General features: G+C 72.7%; 15 protein-coding genes. 3 read left to right on the forward strand and 12 right to left on the reverse strand.

Features of this window, described 5'->3' with window-relative positions:
* Positions 1-137: 137 nt before the first annotated feature.
* The 4 genes from OEIGOIKO_RS10510 to OEIGOIKO_RS10525 form a co-directional block, all read right to left on the reverse strand.
* Entirely contained in the window at positions 138-2,147 is a 2,010-nt protein-coding gene (locus tag OEIGOIKO_RS10510) for an SPFH domain-containing protein (protein ID WP_125053826.1), read from the reverse strand.
* A 185-nt stretch (positions 2,148-2,332) separates the two neighbouring features.
* Positions 2,333-2,932 (reverse strand): hypothetical protein, encoded by a 600-nt coding sequence (locus OEIGOIKO_RS10515; RefSeq protein WP_125053827.1) that lies wholly within the window; start codon positions 2,930-2,932, stop codon positions 2,333-2,335.
* 246 nt (positions 2,933-3,178) lie between these two features.
* Positions 3,179-4,270, reverse strand: a complete 1,092-nt coding sequence (locus OEIGOIKO_RS10520) for a PucR family transcriptional regulator (RefSeq protein WP_174857146.1) — start codon at positions 4,268-4,270, stop codon at positions 3,179-3,181.
* 134 nt (positions 4,271-4,404) lie between these two features.
* Positions 4,405-6,450: an NAD(P)-binding protein gene (locus OEIGOIKO_RS10525; protein ID WP_125058621.1), complete on the reverse strand. Its 2,046-nt coding sequence runs from the start codon at positions 6,448-6,450 to the stop codon at positions 4,405-4,407.
* Positions 6,451-6,820: 370 nt separating this feature from the next.
* On the opposite strand from OEIGOIKO_RS10525, the gene OEIGOIKO_RS10530 reads away from it, so the two are divergent.
* Together OEIGOIKO_RS10530 and OEIGOIKO_RS10535 are read left to right on the forward strand one after the other, a co-directional pair.
* Positions 6,821-7,489, forward strand: coding sequence for a potassium channel family protein (locus OEIGOIKO_RS10530; RefSeq protein WP_031011502.1), 669 nt, complete (start codon positions 6,821-6,823; stop codon positions 7,487-7,489).
* Positions 7,486-8,154, forward strand: coding sequence for a potassium channel family protein (locus OEIGOIKO_RS10535; RefSeq protein WP_031011504.1), 669 nt, complete (start codon positions 7,486-7,488; stop codon positions 8,152-8,154). Before OEIGOIKO_RS10530 ends, OEIGOIKO_RS10535 begins: the two co-directional genes overlap by 4 nt.
* 107 nt (positions 8,155-8,261) lie before the next feature.
* Here OEIGOIKO_RS10535 and OEIGOIKO_RS10540 read toward each other — a convergent pair whose 3' ends face one another.
* The 7 genes from OEIGOIKO_RS10540 to OEIGOIKO_RS10570 form a co-directional block, all read right to left on the reverse strand.
* Complete coding sequence (locus OEIGOIKO_RS10540; RefSeq protein ID WP_125053829.1) at positions 8,262-9,122, reverse strand: DUF3159 domain-containing protein; 861 nt, start codon at positions 9,120-9,122, stop codon at positions 8,262-8,264.
* 3 nt (positions 9,123-9,125) lie between these two features.
* On the reverse strand, positions 9,126-9,524 hold the full coding sequence (locus OEIGOIKO_RS10545) for an OB-fold nucleic acid binding domain-containing protein (protein ID WP_073760467.1): 399 nt from the start codon (positions 9,522-9,524) through the stop codon (positions 9,126-9,128).
* A gap of 79 nt (positions 9,525-9,603) precedes the next feature.
* Positions 9,604-10,287 (reverse strand): response regulator, encoded by a 684-nt coding sequence (locus tag OEIGOIKO_RS10550; RefSeq protein ID WP_030021237.1) that lies wholly within the window; start codon positions 10,285-10,287, stop codon positions 9,604-9,606.
* 124 nt (positions 10,288-10,411) lie between these two features.
* Positions 10,412-12,979, reverse strand: coding sequence for a sensor histidine kinase (locus OEIGOIKO_RS10555; RefSeq protein ID WP_125053830.1), 2,568 nt, complete (start codon positions 12,977-12,979; stop codon positions 10,412-10,414).
* Between the two features lie 205 nt (positions 12,980-13,184).
* The gene (locus OEIGOIKO_RS10560) at positions 13,185-15,119 is read right to left on the reverse strand and encodes an FtsX-like permease family protein (RefSeq protein WP_125053831.1); all 1,935 of its coding nucleotides are present in this window, start codon (positions 15,117-15,119) and stop codon (positions 13,185-13,187) included.
* Positions 15,120-15,123: 4 nt separating this feature from the next.
* Positions 15,124-15,954: an ABC transporter ATP-binding protein gene (locus OEIGOIKO_RS10565; protein WP_371858907.1), complete on the reverse strand. Its 831-nt coding sequence runs from the start codon at positions 15,952-15,954 to the stop codon at positions 15,124-15,126.
* A 449-nt stretch (positions 15,955-16,403) separates the two neighbouring features.
* The gene (locus OEIGOIKO_RS10570) at positions 16,404-16,847 is read right to left on the reverse strand and encodes a hypothetical protein (RefSeq protein ID WP_125053833.1); all 444 of its coding nucleotides are present in this window, start codon (positions 16,845-16,847) and stop codon (positions 16,404-16,406) included.
* 267 nt (positions 16,848-17,114) lie between these two features.
* Here OEIGOIKO_RS10570 and OEIGOIKO_RS10575 point away from each other — a divergent pair, with 267 nt between their 5' ends.
* Complete coding sequence (locus tag OEIGOIKO_RS10575; protein ID WP_125053834.1) at positions 17,115-17,654, forward strand: GNAT family N-acetyltransferase; 540 nt, start codon at positions 17,115-17,117, stop codon at positions 17,652-17,654.
* Between the two features lie 134 nt (positions 17,655-17,788).
* Here OEIGOIKO_RS10575 and kdpC read toward each other — a convergent pair whose 3' ends face one another.
* Complete coding sequence (kdpC, locus tag OEIGOIKO_RS10580; protein ID WP_125053835.1) at positions 17,789-18,442, reverse strand: potassium-transporting ATPase subunit KdpC; 654 nt, start codon at positions 18,440-18,442, stop codon at positions 17,789-17,791.
* Positions 18,443-18,446: the final 4 nt, after the last annotated feature.

Raw genomic sequence — 18,446 nt, forward strand, 5'->3', positions numbered from 1 at the left:
AGCTCTTACGTGTCCGTCGTGGCTGCGTACGGGGCCCAACCGCCCCGTACGCAGCCGAATGCCCGTGGCGGCCGGGCCGCGAGGCAGTGCATCCCCCCGGAAGCACTCCCCCACGGCCCGTCCCGCCCGGGCGGCGGCTACTTCGCCGCCACCGCCGCGCCGTTGGCCGGCGCCGGAGCCGCGACCGCCTCGGCGATCCGGGTGTCCGCCAGGCCGTTGGCGTGTGCGGCGTCCAGCAGGCTCTGGAGCTGCCCGGACTGCGGCCCGCCCCGGTCGATGAGCTTGGTCAGGGCTCCCGCCAGGGTCAGGTCGCGCAGCCCGGCCGCGCCGAGTCCGCCGAGCATCGTGGTCAGGTCCTTGGTGAAGCTGGACCCGTTCTTGTCCAGCCAGGGCCCGGCGGCCGTACGGACCGTCTCGGAGCGCTCGACCAGCGCGTCCAGGCCCTTGGCGGCGCCGATCGAGCCGGCCAGCCGGTCGAAGAAGACGCTCTCCCCGCCGACGATGTCGATCTTCGCGTTCTCCAGGCCGGCGGCCAGCACCTTCGCCTGCACCTCGGCGATCTGCCGCTGGGCGTCCAGGCCCGCGAGGCGGACCTCCTTGTCGGCCGCCACGCGCAGCCGGTACTCCTCGTGCTCCCGGCTCGCCGCGTCCAGCGCCGCCATCGCCGCGGCCTTCTCGGTGAGCCCGGCCGCCTCGGCCTTGAGCAGCGCCTCGGCCGCCTCCGCCTCGGCCCGGCCGGCCTTCTCGACGGCGGCCGCGTTCATCTCCCGTACCTTCACCTCGGCCAGCCCGGCCGCGGCGGCCTCGGCCTGGGTGCCCTCGGCGAGCCGGATCTTGGCCTGCGCGTCCAGGTCGGCGGCCTTGCGCCGGCCCTCGGCCAGGGTCAGCTCCTCGGCCGCGCGGTGGGCGGCGGACTGCTCGGCGGCCTCGGCCGCCTTGATGTCCTTGACCAGCCGCTGCTGGGCCTCGGCCTCGGCCCGGATGATCATCGCCTGGCGCTCGCGCTCGGCCTCCTCGACCGTACGGAGCTTCTTGATCTCCTCCTCCTGGGCGGCGACGGTCTTCTCGACCGCGATCCGCTCCCGTACGACGTCCGCGATCTCCCGCTTCTCGGCCTCGACCTCCTTGTCGGCGGCGATCCGGGTCAGCTGGGTCTCCCGCTCGCGGGCGATGACCTCCAGGAGGCGGTCCTTCTCGATGCGCTCGTTCTCGATGGCGATGACGCGTTCGCGGTTCTTCTGGGCCACCGCGATCTCGCGTTCGCGGTTCTCGTTCTGGATGCCGAGCGCCTCCTCGGTCTTCAGGTGCGCGGAGTGCGAGCGCAGCCGCTCCTCGGCCTGGACGCGGGCCGTCTCGGCCTCTTCCTTGGCGCGTACGGTCGCGATCTCGCGCTGCTGGCGGATCTCCGCGTCCGCCTGCCGGCGCTCCAGCTCCAGGACGGCCTCCCGGGCGTCGACGTTCTGCCGGGTGATCTCCTTCTCCTCGTTGCGCCGGTACTCGTTGGTGCGGACGTGCTCGATCGCGGTCAGCTCGGTGATCTTGCGGATGCCCTGGGCGTCGAGGATGTTGGCGGAGTCGAGCTGCTCCAGCGGGGTCTGCTCCAGGTAGTCGATCGCCGCGTCCTCCAGGCTGTAGCCGTTGAGGTCGGTGCCGATGACGGCGATGATCCGGTCCCGGAACTCGTCGCGCTTGGTGTAGAGGTCCTGGAAGTCGAGCTGCTTGCCGACGGTCTTGAGGGCCTCGGAGAACTTGGCGTTGAACAGTTCCTGCAGCGTGCCGACGTCGCTGGCGCGCTCGGTGCCGATGGCCTGAGCGACCTTGACCACGTCCTCCCGGGTCTTGTTGACCCGGACGAAGAACGCGATGCGGATGTCGGCGCGGATGTTGTCCTGGCAGATCAGGCCCTCGTGGCCGGTGCGGCCGATCTCGATGGTCTTCACCGAGATGTCCATCGTCTCGGCCTTGTGCAGCACCGGCAGCACCACCGAGCCGGTGAAGGTCACATCGACCTTGCGGTACTTGGAGACGATCAGGGCCTGGCCCTGGTGGACCTTGCGGTAGAGGCGGGTGAGGGCGAGGACCGTGACGAGCACGATCAGTACGGCCACGGCGACGGTCACGCCGATTCCTACGGTGATGGCATCCATCGGTACATCAGTCCCTGCGAGGTGTCGGGCAGTCGACGGGCGCGGAGGGCGGCTTCGGGGCCGCGGTGCGCTCCGGTCGGTGGTCGGTCGGGCCCGGTCGGTGGTCCGTCAGGACCAGTCGGTGGCCGGTCAGGCCCGGTCGGTGATCGGTCGGGCCGTTCGGTGTCGGTCAGGCCGGTCGGCGCTCAGACCGCCGGGCCGTACGGGTCCAGGGCGGCGTCGAAGGGCGCGACCCGGAAGAACTCGCCGTCGGCGTCGTAATCGAAGATCAGCGCGCTGCTGCCGGCGGTGAGGCCGCTCTCCTCCGTACGGACCTGGACGACGGCCGTCGAACCGTCGTCGGCGCGTACCTCGGCCTGCCCGAAGTCGGACGAGACCCGGCCGGTGCGGACGACGCACACCCGGCCGACGAAGTCGTCGCGCGAGGCGACCCGTTCAGGAGGCAGCAGGCGGCGGGCCAGGCGCACCGCGACGCGGGTGCCGGCCCAGGCCGCGAACAGCGCGAGCGCCAGCGCGGCGGCGCGCAGCGGCAGGCTCTCGGTCAGCGCGGCACCGGCCAGGGACACGGCCCAGGCGATCAGCACACCGAGCGAGAGGGTGACCGTCACGGGCAGTCCGGCGGTGCCGGCGGAGCCGTCGACACCCTCACCCCCGTCGAGGATGTCGACGCCTGCCCCGCCGATCAGCACCAGCAGCCAGTAGGCGGCCACCACCAGCAGCGCGAAGGTGAAGAACACGGCCGGGAAGGCGAGCGCGGCTCGTGTGAACGCTGCAAAGTCCCCCATGGGTGTCCGTCCCCCGTTCGCGTCTGTTCCTGCCAGTTCCTAGATCGTGGCAGGCCACCAGGGGCCCGCACATTGCCGGATCCCGGCAATCTTTATGTGTTCCTGATGACCTGTTAACGGGGCACGGTCTTGCCGTCGGGGGTGGCCGGGTGGTAGGCATACCGGCCGAAACCCGCCCTCCGGACGCCCGCGGAATGCCCTCCGAACGCTCGCCGGCCGCCCGGCAGCGGCTTGTCCGGGACCGCCCTACAGCGGCTTGTCCGGCCAGCCCAGCAGCCGCGCGCCCATCGCCGCCGTCTCCAGGGTGAAGCGCTGGAGGCCGTCCGCCGGGTCGTAGCCGGTCAGGAACTTGATGCGCTCCAAGCGGTACGACAGGGTGCGCACGCTCACCTTCAGCCGACGGGCGGCCTCGGCGTTGACGTACCCGGACGCCGCGAGCGCCCCGATCGTCTCCAGCAGGGGCCCGGCGCCGCCGCGCGACTGCGTCAGCGGCCCGAGGACCGTGCGCACGAGGTCGGCCATGGCGGCGCGGTCGCGCAGCAGGACGGGGAAGACCAGCAGGTCGGCGGCGCGCAGCACCGGTTCGTCCAGCTCCAGCTGCTCGGCCAGCTCCAGCGCGCCCAGCGCCTCCTCGTACGAGTGCACCACCCCGCCCGCGCCGGAGTGCACCCGGCCGATGGCGACCCGCCGCGCGCCGGGGCGCCCCACGTCGGGCCAGCGCGCGTAGGTGGCGAAGGCGTCCAGCACCGTACGCTCGCGGCTCGCGCCGACGCAGACCAGCCGCCCCTCCTTGGTGGTGATCAGCACGTCCCGGTCACCGAACCGGCCGAGCAGTTCGCGTTCGACCCGGCGGGCGACCGGGTGGATGTCGTCGAAGGGCTCGTCGCCCTCGGCCACGGCGACGGCGTGCTCGTGGGCGAGCCGCAGTCCGAACCGTTCGGCGCGCTCGGCCAGCCGCCCCAGGTCGCTGCGCCCGTACAGCAGGTCGTCGACGAACTCGCGCCGCGCGGCCTCCTCCTGACGTACGGCGAGCCGCTGCGCGCGCTCATGGCCTTCGCCGAACGCGGCGATGGCGGCGTCCACCGCGCCCAGCACGGCATCGCCGGTACGGGCCCGCTCCGCCGCGCCGGCCGCCCGCGCCACCCCGGGCAGCGTGCCCCAGACCCGCCGGGTCTCCCCCAGGAAGAGCCCGACCAGTTCGCGCAGCCCGTGGCCCGATTCGGCGGCCTGCTCCCCCAGCTCCCGCAGCGCGTCCAGCTCCGCGCGCCGGGGCAGCCGTCCGGTGTCGGACACCTCGGCGAGGAGGGTGGTGTAGCCCTCCAGGTACTCCGGGGACATCCCGCCGTCCTTCACCGTCCGTACTCCCTGCCGCCGCGCCGTGCACCGCCCCGCCCTTCGGAGCACCCTCCATCCTGCCGGACGGAGCGGAGGCGTCCGGCCTTGCGGGCCCCAGTGCCTTCGGGGCAGGCCCGTCACGCCTCCTGCCGTACCGCCTCCGCCGCGCGCGGACGCCGGGAGATCAGCTCGCCCAGCCCCTGGCGGGTGGCCACGAGCAGGACGCGGTCCTGCGGCCGCAGCGTGTAGCCGTCCCCCAGCTCCGGTACGAGCCGGGCCCGGCCGCGCTCCGGCGTCTCCTGGGCAGCACCGGACACCGGGTCCGCCGGATCGTCCGGCGCGGAGGTGTCCACGGCCAGGACGCGCAACAGGCCGGGACGGAACACGTCGGCGACCGTACGGCCCTCCAGGGCGGCATGGCCGCGCACCTCGACCCTGGCTACGAGCAGCACCCGCCGCTCGACAGGAATGGCACCGATGATCTGGCGGCCCATCATCGCGCCGGCGAAGGCGGGCGCGGCCAGGAAGCTGACGCTGCGGCTGCGGGTGCGCGCGCGGGGATGGGCGGCGCGCAGCGTGCGGTACACGGCGGTGGCGAAGCGGTCGTCGAACAGGCGCAGCGTCACGCGCAGTTGCGGCTTGACGGAACGGGCATAGAGAGCCGCCTCCAGATTGGTGGTGTCGTCGCTGGTCAGAGCGAGCAGGGCATGCGCCCGCTGGATCTTCGCAGCTTCTAGTACGCCTTCGTGCGTCACATCTCCCACCACCGTCGGCACCCGCAGCCGGCGCGCCAGCGCGATGCCGCGCGCTTCAGGGTCGGCCTCCACACACACCACGGGGGTACCCAGCTCATGCAGTTGGGCCAGCACCCGCGTACCGACCTTTCCGAGGCCCAGCAGCACCACGTGCCCGGACAGTCCGCGCGGCGGGCGGCGCAGCGCGGTGGCGTTGCGGAAAGTGCCGAGCCCTTCCAGCGCGGCAGCCACCAGGACGGGCAGCAGCAGCAACCCGGTGAGCCCGGACAGGAGTTGCAGCACCTTGCGGGAGACCGGCTCGCCGATGGCCGGTTCGTTGATGGCGAAGAGGTCGAGGAGCGAGAGGTAGGTGGCATGCACCGGGGAGTCGCCTGTGGTCAAGGAGGAGGCGACGGCCAGCGCGAGGACGGCGCCGACGACGCCGGCCAGCGACCAGCGCAGCCTGCGGGAGAAGAAGGAGCCCAGCGGTACGCCGCGGCCGCGCAGGCTGCCCGGTCCCCACCGGGCGCCCGCGCCGTCCCGTCGCCGCGTGCGTCCCCGGCCGTTCCGGCTGCCGGGGCGCGGCTGGCGGCCCTGGTAGGTGACGGTTTCCAGGACGAGGGTGCCGCGCCCGGCGGCGGCCGCCGCGGTGACCTCGTCGGGCAGCAGCTCGGGGCCGTCGTCGGCGGACAGGTCGTTCCCGCCCGGAGGGGCGGAAGCGTCCGACGGGTCGGCGGCCACGTCCGCCGTCGCCGTCAGAACGGCCAGCGGGCACAGTCCGGAGGCCGCGGCCGGGCCCTGCCGGGCGGCGGGGCCGCGTTCCACGGCGCGCAGCAGCAGGCCGTCGGCCTCGATGACCTTGCTGGTGCCCGCGACGGCGGTGGCCGCCAGCGCGGGGGCCACGGTGTCGGCGTCGGACAGGACCGTGGTGGACACGTCGGCCCCCTCGGCGTCCAGGGCGCCGACGGCCGCGGCCTGGTCCAGCAGCTGTTCCAGGTACTGGCCGAGCTTGCGGTTGTAGAGGCGGATCACCAGCCGCAGCCGGGGGTTGAGCCGCCGGGCCCGCAGCGCGGCGTGGATGTTGGTCTCGTCATCGTCGTACACCAGCGCGAGCGCTTCGGCCGCGCCGATGCCGGCCTCGGCCAGCGTGTCGTCGTCGGCCTCCGCCGCTTCCAGGACCCGTATGGGCTCGTCGGGCGGTTCCTCGGCGCTCCCGGCACCCCCGGTGCTCCCGGCCTCGCCGGGCGCGCCGGTCTGGGTACGCACCATGGCGGCCGAGACCCGCCCCAGCAGGGCCTGGGCCCGTCCCAGGGCTCCGGCCGGCGGCGGAATGCGGGGCCGGTGCGGTTCTCTGGCGGAGGGGACGACGAGCGTCACCCGCTCCCGGTAGACGTCCTTGAGTTCGGCGGCGAGGCGGCGCGCGAGGGCGTCGTCGCCGCAGACGACCATATGCGGGGCGAGTGCGCCCTGTTGGGGCTGCTGAGGCACGGTGGACACGCCGCTCAGCGTGCCGCACGGAGCGGTCCCGGCGCACGTGATCGCGGCCGGCCGCGGGCTCCGGCCCCGGGTGAGACGTCCGGGCCGGCCGGTCGCGCCCGCCCCGCGCCCCCACTCATGATCGCCGACCAGATTCCCGGCCGTACCGCAAGGAAACTTACCCTCCCCTTATGTTCTCTTGTCGCGTTCTTAACGCCCAGGAGGGCCGTGCGGGCGAACTGCGTGGATGCAGCGGTCCCCACGCCAGGTAGCGTGGTCGCCGAACACGCCAGGTCGAAGCAGCCGGCGTCACAGCACAGGGAAAGGTGCGAGGTAGGGGCCGATGCACATCGTCATCATGGGGTGCGGGCGGGTGGGTTCCGCGCTCGCACAGACCCTGGAGAGCCAGGGTCATACGATCGCGGTGGTCGACCAGGACCCGACCGCCTTCCGCCGTCTGGGCTCCGGCTTCGGCGGCCGCCGGGTCACCGGGGTCGGTTTCGACCAGGACACCCTGCGCGAGGCCGGGATCGAGGAGGCGGGCGCCTTCGCCGCCGTCAGCAGCGGCGACAACTCCAACATCATCGCGGCCCGGGTGGCCCGCGAGATGTTCGGCGTGGAGAACGTCGCGGCCCGGATCTACGACCCGCGCCGCGCCGAGGTCTACCAGCGGCTGGGCATCCCGACGGTCGCCACCGTGCGCTGGACCGCCGACCAGATGCTGCGCCGGCTGCTGCCCTCCGGGGCCGAGCCGCTGTGGCGCGACCCGAGCGGCGGTGTCCAGCTCGCCGAGGTGCACACCTCGCCGGCCTGGGTGGGCCGCAAGATCAGTCAGCTCCAGGAGGAGACCGGTGTCCGGGTCGCCTTCCTCACCCGGCTGGGTGAGGCCATGCTGCCGACGTCGCAGACCGTGCTGCAGGAAGGCGACCTGGTGCACGTGATGATGCGCACCGACGAGGTCGAGAAGGTGGAAGCGGTGTTCGCCGAAGGGCCCGAGGAGGCGCACGCATGAGGGTCGCTATCGCGGGCGCGGGCGCGGTGGGCCGTTCCATCGCGGGCGAGCTGCTGGAGAACGGGCACGAGATCCTGCTCATCGACAAGGCGCCGACGGCGATCTCGGTCGAGCGGGTGCCGCTGGCGGAGTGGCTGCTGGCCGACGCCTGCGAGATCACCTCGCTGGACGAGGCAGCGCTGCAGCGCTGCAACGTCGTCATCGCGGCGACCGGCGACGACAAGGTCAACCTCGTCGTCTCGCTGCTCGCCAAGACCGAGTACGGCGTGCCGCGGGTGGTGGCCCGCGTCAACAACCCCAAGAACGAGTGGCTGTTCAACGAGGCGTGGGGCGTGGACGTCGCCGTCTCCACCCCGCGTCTGATGTCGGCGCTGGTCGAGGAGGCGGTGAGCGTCGGCGACCTCGTACGGCTGCTGCGCTTCAGCCACGGCGACGCCAACCTCGTCGAGCTGACGCTGCCCCCGGAGGCGGCGCTGGCCGGCACCCGCGTCGGGGACGTCGACTGGCCGGAGGACACCTCCCTGGTCACGATCATCCGCGGCACCCGGGTGCTCACCCCGAACAAGGAGGACGCGCTGGAGGCCGGGGACGAGCTGCTGTTCGTCGCGGCCCAGTCGCGCGAGGAGCAGCTGGAGGACCTGCTGTCGGTACGCCGCGAGGCGTGACGGCGGGCGGTCCGCGGGACGGCACGGCGAAGGGCCGGGAACCCCTGGGGTTCCCGGCCCTTCGCCGTCGTACGGCCTTGCGTCGGCGGCAGTCGGTGCTGCGGGCGTCAGCCGCGGTGCTGCGGCGCCCGGCCCTGCTGCTCGGCGGCCAGCGCCTGCGGTGCGACGTCCGCGGCGAGATCCGTGGCCACCCCGTCCAGGATGCCGTTCTCCCGCGCCTCGCGCTCGCGCCGCGCCTTCGCCTCCTCCTCGGCCTTCTCCTTGGCCTCCATCTCCGCGAAGACGTCGATGGGCGCCGGAGCCTTGGCCAGGAACAGCCAGGTCAGCCAGACCGCCAGCAGGAACGGCGGGATCTTCAGCGCGATCAGCACCCAGCCCAGGTGCGTGGTGTCCGCCCACCAGTACAGCGGGAAGAGGATCGCGCACTTGGCGAGCAGGATCGCGCCCCAGGCGTAGCTGGCCTTGGCGTACGCCTTCTTGCGGCCCGGGTTGCGGGTGCGCCAGGAGAGGTTCTCCTTGAACACCGGGCCCAGGATCAGGCCGATCAGCGGCGCGCCGGCCAGCGTGGTGACGATGTAGGCGACGCCCAGGCCCAGCGTGTAGAGCATGCCGGGCAGGTAGAAGTCCTTGGCGTTGCCGGTCATCATCGCGAAGACCACGCCGAAGGCCACCCCGAAGACGCCGCTGAAGGCGTGCTTGACGGTGTCCTTGCGCACCAGGCGGGCGACGGCCAGCACCAGCGAGACCGCCAGCGCGGCGATCGCCGAGACGTGCAGGTCCTTGTTGACCGTGTAGATCGTGACGAACAGCAGGCCGGGCAGCACGGTCTCGACCATGCCGCGCACGCCGCCGAACGCCTCGAACAGGGCGGCCTCGGTGACGGCTCTCCCGTCCGGGGCGGCGTCCTGCTCCTGGGCCGGCCCGCCGGCCGGTCCGGTGGTTCGGTTCGGTCGGTCGTCAGACGTCACCGGCTACTCCTGTCCGAGTGGTCGGAGTTCGTATTTCGGATTGAACAGCACCCGGCGGCCGTGGCTCATGGAGATCCGGCCGGAGGCGATGAGCTTGCGGCCCGGCTCTATGCCGGTGATGGCACGCCGGCCGAGCCACACCACGTCCAGTGCGGCGGAGCCGTCGAACAGCTCCGCCTCCAGGGCGGGCACACCGGCGCGCGGCCGCAGCGTCACATGCCGCAGGGTGCCGGTGACCTTGACTATCTGCCGGTCGTCGCAGTCGCAGATACGGGTACAGCCGGTGTTCTGCGCGTCCTGCTGCAGCTCGGCGGACTCCAGCTCCTCCTCGGAGGAGGACAGCCTGTCGAGCATCCGGCGGAAACGGCCTGCCGGCTTCTCGGATCGGGTCCCAGCGCTCATGAGGCCAGCGTACCGGTGCGCGGGGCCCTGGATCACGGCCGCGGACGACGCCGCACCGGCCGGTCTCCGGGGGCCGCGGTCACTGCTCGAAGCGGTAGCCCATGCCGGGCTCGGTGACGAAGTGCCGGGGGTGCGAGGGGTCGCTCTCCAGTTTCCGGCGCAGCTGTGCCATGTAGACCCGCAGGTAGTTGGTCTCGGTGCCGTACGAGGGCCCCCAGACCTCCTGGAGCAGCTGCTTCTGGCTGACGAGACGGCCCGTATTGCGGACCAGGACTTCCAGCAGATGCCACTCGGTCGGCGTAAGGCGCACGTCCCGGCCGTCCCGGTTGACCTTCTTCGCGGCCAGGTCGACCGTGAAGCCCTCGGTCTCCACGACCACCTCGTCCTCGGCGGGCCCGGTCGGCTCCGCCCGGCGCACCGCGGCCCGCAGTCTGGCCAGCAGCTCGTCCATCCCGAACGGCTTGGTGACGTAGTCGTCCGCCCCGGCGTCCAGCGCCTCGACCTTCTCGTCGGAGGTCTGCCGGGCGGAGAGCACCAGGATCGGCACCCGGGTCCAGCCCCGCAGCCCCTTGATCACCTCCACGCCGTCCATGTCGGGCAGCCCGAGGTCCAGGACGATCACGTCGGGGTGGCGGGCGGCGGCCAGCTTGAGGGCGGTGGCCCCGTCGGGGGCGGCGTCGACCTCGTACTTGCGCGCCTTCAGGTTGATCACGAGGGCCCGTACGATCTGCGGCTCGTCATCGACCACAAGCACCCGGTTCACTGTCGTTCTCCTCGTGGTGGGGAAACCCGCCGGGCCACGCCCGCGGGGTGTCGGCTGGATGGCGGCTCCAGTGGGCCGGGGGGCGGCACGCGCGGTGCCGTCCCGGTGGCGGCGGGACGCCCGTTCACGTCGTCGCCTGGGCCGGGAGGTCGGGCTGCACCGGCGGTCCGCCGGGGGCGGCCCGCAGCGTGAGGACCATGGTCATGCCGCCGCCGGGGGTGTCCTCGGCGGCGAGGGTGCCGCCCATCGCCTCGGCGAAGCCGCGGGCGACGGCGAGGCCCAGGCCCACGCCCGCGCCGCGCGGGGCGTCACCGTAGCGCTGGAAGGGTTCGAAGATGCGGTTCTTGGCGCTGTCCGGCACGCCCGGGCCGCGGTCGGCGATGCGCAGCTCGACGCGGTCGCCGAGGGCGCTAGCGGAGACCAGCACCCGTTCGCCCTCCGGGCTGTACTTGACGCCGTTCTCGACCAGGTTGGCCACGGAGCGCTCCAGCAGTCCCGGGTCGACGGCGACGATCGGCAGTTCCTCGGGGATGTCCAGGGTGACGCTGCCCTCGGGGACGCCGCCCAGCGCCATCGGCACCACCTCGTCCAGATCGATCTCGCGGATCAGCGGGGTGACCGTGCCGGTCTGCAGGCGGGACATGTCCAGCAGGTTGCCGACCAGGTGGTCCAGCCGGTCGGCGCCCGCCTCGATGCCCTCCAGCAGCTCCGCCTCGTCCTCCTCGGACCAGGCGACGTCGTCGGAGCGCAGCGAGGTCACCGACGCCTTGATGCTCGCCAGCGGCGTCCGCAGGTCGTGGCTGACGGCGGCCAGCAGCGCCGTACGGATGCGGTTGCCCTCGGCCAGCTCGCGAGCCCGCTCCGCCTCGCCGACCAGCCGCTGGCGGTCCAGTACGACGGCGGCCTGCGCGGCGAAGGCGGCGAGCACCCGGCGGTCCTCGGCGGGCAGCACCCGACCGGTCAGGGCCAGCGCCATGTGGTCCCCGACCGGCATGTCCACGTCCGCGTCCTCGGGCCGCATCAGCGGCCTGGCCTGCGGGTCGCCCTCCGCGGCGCCGCCGACGCGGCCCGCGCAGGTCCACGGCTCGACGTCGCCGGCCCGCTCCAGCAGCGCGACGGATTCCATGCCGAAGGTCTCCCGTACCCGTTCCAGCAGCGCGTCCAGCGTGGTCTCGCCGCGCAGCACGCTGCCCGCCAGGAAGGAGAGGATCTCCGACTCGGCGCGCAGCCGCGCGGCCTGGTGGGTGCGGCGGGCGGCCAGGTCGACGACGGAGGCCACCGAGACGCCGACCGCGAAGAAGATCAGGATGGCGACGATGTTCTTGGGGTCGGCGATGGTGATCGAGTGGGTGGGCGGGGTGAAGTAGAAGTTCAGCAGTACGGACCCGACCGCGGCCGCGGCGAGCGCCGGCATCAGCCCGCCGAGCAGCGCGGCGGCCACGGTCAGGAAGAGGAAGAGCAGGACGTCGTTGGCCAGGCCCGGACCGTTGTCGATGGCGGTGAGCAGCAGCGACAGCAGGACCGGCGCGACGACACCGACCAGCCAGCCGCCGATGATCCGGGTCCGCCCGAGCCGGGCGCCGCGCGCCACCGGCAGGCCGCGTCCCTTGGCGACCTCGTCGTGCGTGACGATGTGGACGTCGAGGTCGGGCCCCGAGTCCCGGGCGACGGTGACGCCGACGCCGGGCCCGAAGACGTACTGCCAGGTCTTGCGGCGGCTGGAGCCCAGCACGATCTGGGTGGCGTTGACGCCGCGCGCGAACTCCAGCAGCGCGTTCGGTATGTCGTCGCCGATGACGTGGTGGAACGTGCCGCCGAGATCCTCGACGAGGGTCCGCTGCACGGCGAGTTCCTTGGGCGAGGCGGAGGTCAGCCCGTCGCTGCGCGCGATGTAGACGGCGAGCACCTCGCTGCCCGAGCCCTTGGCCGCCATCCGGGAGGCGCGGCGGATGAGCGTACGCCCCTCGGGGCCGCCGGTGAGGCCGACGACGATGCGTTCGCGCCCCGCCCAGATCTTGGAGACACTGTGCTCGGAACGGTACTGCTGCAGATATTCGTCCACCCGGTCGGCGACCCACAACAACGCGAGCTCCCGGAGAGCGGTCAGATTGCCCGGCCGGAAGTAGTTCGAGAGGGCGGCGTCCACCTTGTCCGGCTTGTAGATGTTGCCGTGCGCCATCCGGCGCCGGATCGCCTCGGGCGACATGTCGACCAGCTCGATCTGGTCGGCGCGGCGGACGATCTCGTCCGGCACGGTCTCGCGCTGCCGCACCCCCGTTATCGACTCGACGACGTCGCCGAGCGATTCGAGGTGCTGGATGTTGACCGTCGAGATCACATCGATCCCGGCCTCCAGCAGCTCCTCGACGTCCTGCCAGCGCTTGGTGTTGCGGGAGCCCGGCACGTTGGTGTGCGCCAGCTCGTCGACGAGGGCCACCGCCGGCGCGCGGCGCAGCACCGCGTCCACGTCCATCTCGGTGAAGACCGAGCCCCGGTACTCCAGCTCCACGCGCCGGGTCTGCTCCAGACCGTGCAGCATGACCTCCGTGCGGGGCCGGCCGTGGTGCTCGACGAACGCCACCACGGCGTCCGTACCGCGCTCCACCCGCCGGTGTGCCTCGGACAGCATCGAGTACGTCTTGCCGACGCCCGGTGCAGCGCCGAGATAGATCCGTAGCTTGCCGCGTGCCATGGCCCCATTGTCTTACGTGAAGGCCGCCCCCACCGGGCTGAACCTGAGGCGACCCTACCGACCCCACACCCGCACAAAAGCCGCAGGTGACGGGTGGGGGGCAGGTCTTGACGCGACTCTGATACGGGGGCAGGGGCGGCCGGTCGCCGGGAGCCGGCCCACGGGCCGGGGCCGTACCGCCGCCCGGCCCGTGCCGTACCGGCGCCTACCCGGCTCCCCGCAGGGCCGCCGTAGGGGGCTGCCGCAGAGCGATGCGCGTGGTCACGATTCCCGTGCCCAGGGCGAGGAGGCCCGCGCCGCCCAGGACGAGGGCAACGGTGCCGGCCGGCAGGTGCGGGACCGCCGAGCCGGTCAGAGCCCGGCTGAACACCGCGAGCACCGCTCCCGCCACTGCCGCTCCGACCCCCAGCGCGGCGACAACGACCACCGCGTTCTCCAGGCGCATCATGCGGGCGACCTGTCGGGGGGTGGCGCCCACCAGGCGCAGGAGCGCGAACTCGCCGGACCGTTCCATCGTCGTCATCACCAGGGTGTTCACGACCGAGATCGACGTGAAGGCCGTCACCACCAGCAGGAGCAGATACGTGGCGGTCATGGCGGAGTCCCTGGTGCGCAGCGCCTCGGCACGGTAGCCGGCGTGGTCGAGCATCCGCCAGGACGGCTCGGCCCGGTGCAGGGCCCGCAGGCCGTCGGCCAGTTGCCGCTGGGCGCCGGGGGCGGCCCGTACGTACACCTCGTCCAGGAGCGGCTGCTCGCCGTCCAGGTGCCGGGCGGCCAGCGGTAGCGGAAGGACGGCTTCACCGAAGCCCCGGGAGCGGGTGTAGACGGCCGTGACACGCGCCTTCTCCGGGCGGTCGTCCTCCATGGACAGCGTCACCGTGTCACCCACGCCCACGTGCGCACGCCGCGCGAGGCCCGTACTCAACGCAATGTCCCGCGGGCCCGGATGCCGCATGCTTCCGTGCATGACGCCCAGGTCGACGACCGCGTCGAGCGGCCCGTCCGTGACGGCTTGCGCCATACCGCCGGGGCCTGGAGCGGCGTCGTCTCCCTGACCGTGTCCGCCAGGGAGCACGTTGACGAACGTCCCCGTGGCGCCCACAGCCACCCCGGCCCCCGACAAGGCCCCGACCGTACGCGCGGCGGCGACCGGCAGACCCGCCCCACCGCCGCGTACCACTTCATCGGCGACCAGCCGCTGACGCTCCTGGTGCCACTGTTCGTCCCACTTCAGCTGCGGGACGAGCAGGGCAACGGCCGTGAAGGCCACGGTGAGGGACAGCGGCCCGGCGGCGGCGCCCAACCGTCGGTAGCCCGCGCCGAGGTTGGCCTTCACCAGCAGCCCGACGGCGGGGAAGAGGGCCCGGCACAGCGCCCCGAAGACGCCTCCCGCCAGCTTGCCCACCCACGGGCTGAGCAGCCCGACGGCGACCATCAGGACCATGACCATGCTCACGGCCGTGTTCGCGGCGTCCGGACCGCCCGAACTCCCGATCGCGGCCAGCCCCCAGGCTCCGGAGGCCAGGACCACGAGACCGAGACAGGTACGGACCGCGCCCACCCGCCGGCGGGGCACCGCGGCCTCGCCGAGCGCCTGCACCGCGCGCACCCGGGACGCCCGCCACCCGCTGCTCCACACGGCCGCTTCGGCGGTCACCCAGCAGATCAGCACGGCGGACACCACGCTGATCGGCCCGAAGGCGAAGGGGAAAGCAGCCGGAATCATGCCCCGGGCGGCCAGCCAGGCCCGCAGCCCGTCGGCCAGCAGCACCCCGAGGGCGCAGCCCGGGACTGCGGCGACCGCGGTGACGACGAGCACTTCGTGGGCGATCAGCCGGCGGACCTGGCCGGGGGTCGCGGCGACGGCGCGGAGCAGGGCGATCTCCCGGGTCCGCTGCTGGACCGACAGGGAGAAGGTGCCCGCCACCGCGAACGCCATGACGCACAGGCAGACGAACCCGAAAGGTACGGCGAAGGACACCACGTCCGCGCCGCCCTGCGCCGGCGACGCCCCGGCACCGGCGTCGAGCAGCACAGCGCAGCAGGTGGTCAGGGCCAGCGCGCAGAGCATGGCGACGAACGAACCGGCGAAGGACGCCTTACGGGACCGGACGGTCCACCACGCCAGTGGGAGGAGCACGGTCTCACGCTCCCAGGCGGGTCATGCGCTCGGCGATGGCCACCGCCGGCGCCCGGTGCAGTACGTCGGTGACGCGTCCGTCCGCCAGCAGCAGTACGGCGTCCGCGTACGAGGCGGCCACCGGATCGTGGGTCACCATCAGGACCGTCTGCCCGACGTCGTCCACGAGTTGGCGCAGAAGTTCCAATACGTTGCGGGCCGACGCCGTGTCCAGGGCGCCGGTGGGTTCGTCCGCGAAGACCACCTCGGGGCGGGCGATCAGGGCGCGGGCGATCGCCACACGCTGCTGCTGGCCGCCGGACAGCTCCCCCGGCCGGTGCTTACGGCGATCGGCGAGGCCGGTGCGGGTGAGCAACTCGTCCAGCCAGCCGGAGTCCAAGCGCAGGCGGCGGCCGGCCAGCCGCACCGGCAGGGTGATGTTCTGCTCCACTGTCAGCGCCGGGAGGAGGTTCAAACCTTGGAAGACGAAACCGACGCGTTCCCGGCGCAGTTCGGTCCGCTGCCGTTCGTTCAGCGGGCCCAGGTCGCGGCCCGCGATCTCCACCGTGCCCCGGTCCGGGCGCTCCAGGCCGGAGGCACAGTGCAGGAGCGTACTTTTGCCCGATCCGGACGGGCCCATGACGGCGGTGAACGTTCCGTAGGGTAACTCCGCCGTGACGTCGTCGAGCGCCGTGACAGCCGCCCTCCCACTGCCGTGCGACTTGGTGACCCCGCCGAGGCGCACCGCCCAGGGCGAACGCCGCGCCCGCCCCGCCCCGGCACGCCCCCGCGCCCCGCTGCGGGCCGCTCCGTCCTCTTCGTATCGGCGGATCCCCACGCCTGCGTGCTCGTCCACGTGCCTTCTCTCTCCGTCCGGCGCACGGCGGCGCCGAAGTCCGCCTCGTGCAAACCCGGCCGTCATAACACGACGGTTCACACCGGGCCATATCGAGCCGGCCCGGCGGGCGGCCGACCCACGCGTTCACGCCATCGCACGCGAGCCCCCGGCTCGGCGGACGAAGCAGCCCGCGCACTGCACGACATCGGCCGACGCCGGGACCAGGTCCGCAGCTCGTCCGACCATGCCCGCTGGGTGTACGTACTGTTCGACGTCGTCTTCGCCGCCGCGCTCTTCGCGGCACCCGACTACTCCGGCGAGGCAGCGAACGGTCGGCCCTCGGCGGGCGGGCCGCGCTGGAGGCGCATGCGGCGACGTTGCAGCAGTTCGTCGGAGCGTCACGGCGTACGGCGGTGGGAGGACGTCCAGGGCTCCGCACCCTCGGCATCCCTGCGCACCGCGCGCCTTCAGGCTCCCCGTTCGGCTCCCGACGGGGCACCCGGTGACGGCACCCGACACAGGTTCAGTTCGATCCTGGGGTGGAGCGGAGCCTTGTCGGACAGCTGCCATCCCGACGACGCGGCGATCTCCAGCGCGGCGCGCGGGCCGATGCCGCGATAGAGGTGTCCCCGGAGGGGGCCGGAAGTGGTCTTGGGCTTCCGGCTGTTGAGCTCTTCCACGATGCGCGTGCGGGCGAAACCGGGCTCTCCCTCATGGCGGATCTCCCGCCATGTCGCCCACCACTGGGGCCGGACGGGAATGTAGGCCAAGGCGCGCTCCATCAGGCTGAGCGCCGGCCTCTCCAGGAAGAACAGCACCGTGAGGACGATCTCCCCCACCAGCCCGAGCGCGACCACCACGGCGAACAAGGCGATCCACATCACCACGTGGAACGGAAAATGGATCAGCATCCCTATGTGACAAGCGATCAGCACCGGCCGCGGACGGACGCTCTTCGGCTCCCAGCCCGCACCGAAGTGCGGCTGCGGTCCGCCGGGCTGGACGTCCGGTCGACCGGTACGGTGATGGGACGGGGCTGCGGGCATGCTCACGGAGCCATCCCACCACAGCCGCGCAGTACATGACAAAGGAGCCCTGGACAGAGGCAGGTACGGCCCCGTCGGCACGCCGACCGACAGCGCGCCCCCCGCCCCCGCCCAATCCGCGATCATGGCGGCATGACCGATACCCGCACCCACCTCGCCCACACCGCGGAACTCGACGCCCGTACCCGCGCCGCGGCCAAGGCACTCCTCCACGACGTCTTCGAGGGCGACCTGACCGAGGAGGACTGGGACCACGCACTGGGCGGCGTACACGCCCTGGTGTGGGAGGGCGACGAGCTGATCGGCCACGCCTCGGTCGTACAGCGCCAGCTGCTGCACGCCGGCCGCCCCCTGCGCTGCGGCTACGTGGAGGGCGTCGGCGTCCGCGCGGACCGGCGCGGCCGTGGCCACGGCGCCGCCATGATGACGGCCCTGGAACGGGTCGTACGCTCCGCCTACGACCTGGGCGCCCTCAGCGCCTCCGAGGACGCCGCCGCCTTCTACGCGGCCCGCGGCTGGCACCTCTGGCAGGGCCCGTCCGCCGTCCTCTCCCCTACCGGCCTGCGCCCCACCAAGGAGGAGGACGGCGCCATCTACGTCCTGCGGGCCGATGTCCCGCTGGATCTCGCGGGGCAGTTGGTTTGTGACTGGCGGAGCGGGGATGTCTGGTAGGCGGTTCTCGGCGGGGGGGGGAGCAGGACGGAGCCTGACACGGCCCGGGGCCCGGCCGGCGATAGCGCAGGCCGGGCCCCGGGTCCCTGACTACTCGGTGGCTACTCGGTGACTACTCGGTGGCTACTCGGTGACTACTCGGTGAGGTCCCTCAACCCCATGTTCAACCTCAGCACATTCACCCGAGGCTCCCCCATGAACCCCAGCACCCGCCCCTCCACGGTGTCCTGCACCAGGCGTTCGACCTTGGCGCGGTCCAGGTGGTTCTCCTTCGCCACCCGGGTGACCTGGAGTTCCGCGTAGGCCGGGGAGATGTCCGGGTCGAGGCCGGAGCCGGAGGAGGTGACGGCGTCGGCCGGGACCTTCGACTCGGGGACGCCGTACGTCTCGGCGACCCACTTCTTGCGTTCCTTGACGGCGGCGATCAGGTCGGTGTTGGTGGCGCCCTGGTTGGTGGCGCCGGAGACCTGGAGGTCGTACTGGGGGTTGACGCCGTTGGTCTTGTTGCTGCCCAGGCCCGCGGACGGGCGCGGCTGGAAGTACCGCAGGTCGGGGACCGGGTCGCCCTTGGCGTCGGTGCCCTTGTCGTAACGCTGGCCGAGGAGTTCGGAGCCGACGACCTTGCCGTTCTGGCGTACCTCGGAGCCGTTGGCCTGGTCGTGGAAGGCGGCTTGGGCGACGCCGGTGACCACCAGGGGGTAGAGCACGCCGCAGACCACGGTCAGGACGAGCAGGGCGCGCAGGCCGGCGCCGAGGAGGCGGGCCGTGTTGCGTACCGAGTTGTTCATGAGG

The organism is Streptomyces paromomycinus (assembly GCF_003865155.1).
Classification (GTDB): domain Bacteria; phylum Actinomycetota; class Actinomycetes; order Streptomycetales; family Streptomycetaceae; genus Streptomyces; species Streptomyces chrestomyceticus.

What these genes read in the sequence shown, in the direction of transcription:
- OEIGOIKO_RS10510 (WP_125053826.1), bottom strand. Translation starts at nt 2,147, where the DNA reads ATGGATGCCATCACCGTAGGAATCGGCGTGACCGTCGCCGTGGCCGTA.
- OEIGOIKO_RS10515 (WP_125053827.1), bottom strand. Translation starts at nt 2,932, where the DNA reads ATGGGGGACTTTGCAGCGTTCACACGAGCCGCGCTCGCCTTCCCGGCC.
- OEIGOIKO_RS10520 (WP_174857146.1), bottom strand. Translation starts at nt 4,270, where the DNA reads ATGTCCCCGGAGTACCTGGAGGGCTACACCACCCTCCTCGCCGAGGTG.
- OEIGOIKO_RS10525 (WP_125058621.1), bottom strand. Translation starts at nt 6,450, where the DNA reads ATGGTCGTCTGCGGCGACGACGCCCTCGCGCGCCGCCTCGCCGCCGAA.
- OEIGOIKO_RS10530 (WP_031011502.1), top strand. Translation starts at nt 6,821, where the DNA reads ATGCACATCGTCATCATGGGGTGCGGGCGGGTGGGTTCCGCGCTCGCA.
- OEIGOIKO_RS10535 (WP_031011504.1), top strand. Translation starts at nt 7,486, where the DNA reads ATGAGGGTCGCTATCGCGGGCGCGGGCGCGGTGGGCCGTTCCATCGCG.
- OEIGOIKO_RS10545 (WP_073760467.1), bottom strand. Translation starts at nt 9,524, where the DNA reads ATGAGCGCTGGGACCCGATCCGAGAAGCCGGCAGGCCGTTTCCGCCGG.
- OEIGOIKO_RS10555 (WP_125053830.1), bottom strand. Translation starts at nt 12,979, where the DNA reads ATGGCACGCGGCAAGCTACGGATCTATCTCGGCGCTGCACCGGGCGTC.
- OEIGOIKO_RS10570 (WP_125053833.1), bottom strand. Translation starts at nt 16,847, where the DNA reads ATGCTGATCCATTTTCCGTTCCACGTGGTGATGTGGATCGCCTTGTTC.
- OEIGOIKO_RS10575 (WP_125053834.1), top strand. Translation starts at nt 17,115, where the DNA reads ATGACCGATACCCGCACCCACCTCGCCCACACCGCGGAACTCGACGCC.
- kdpC (WP_125053835.1), bottom strand. Translation starts at nt 18,442, where the DNA reads ATGAACAACTCGGTACGCAACACGGCCCGCCTCCTCGGCGCCGGCCTG.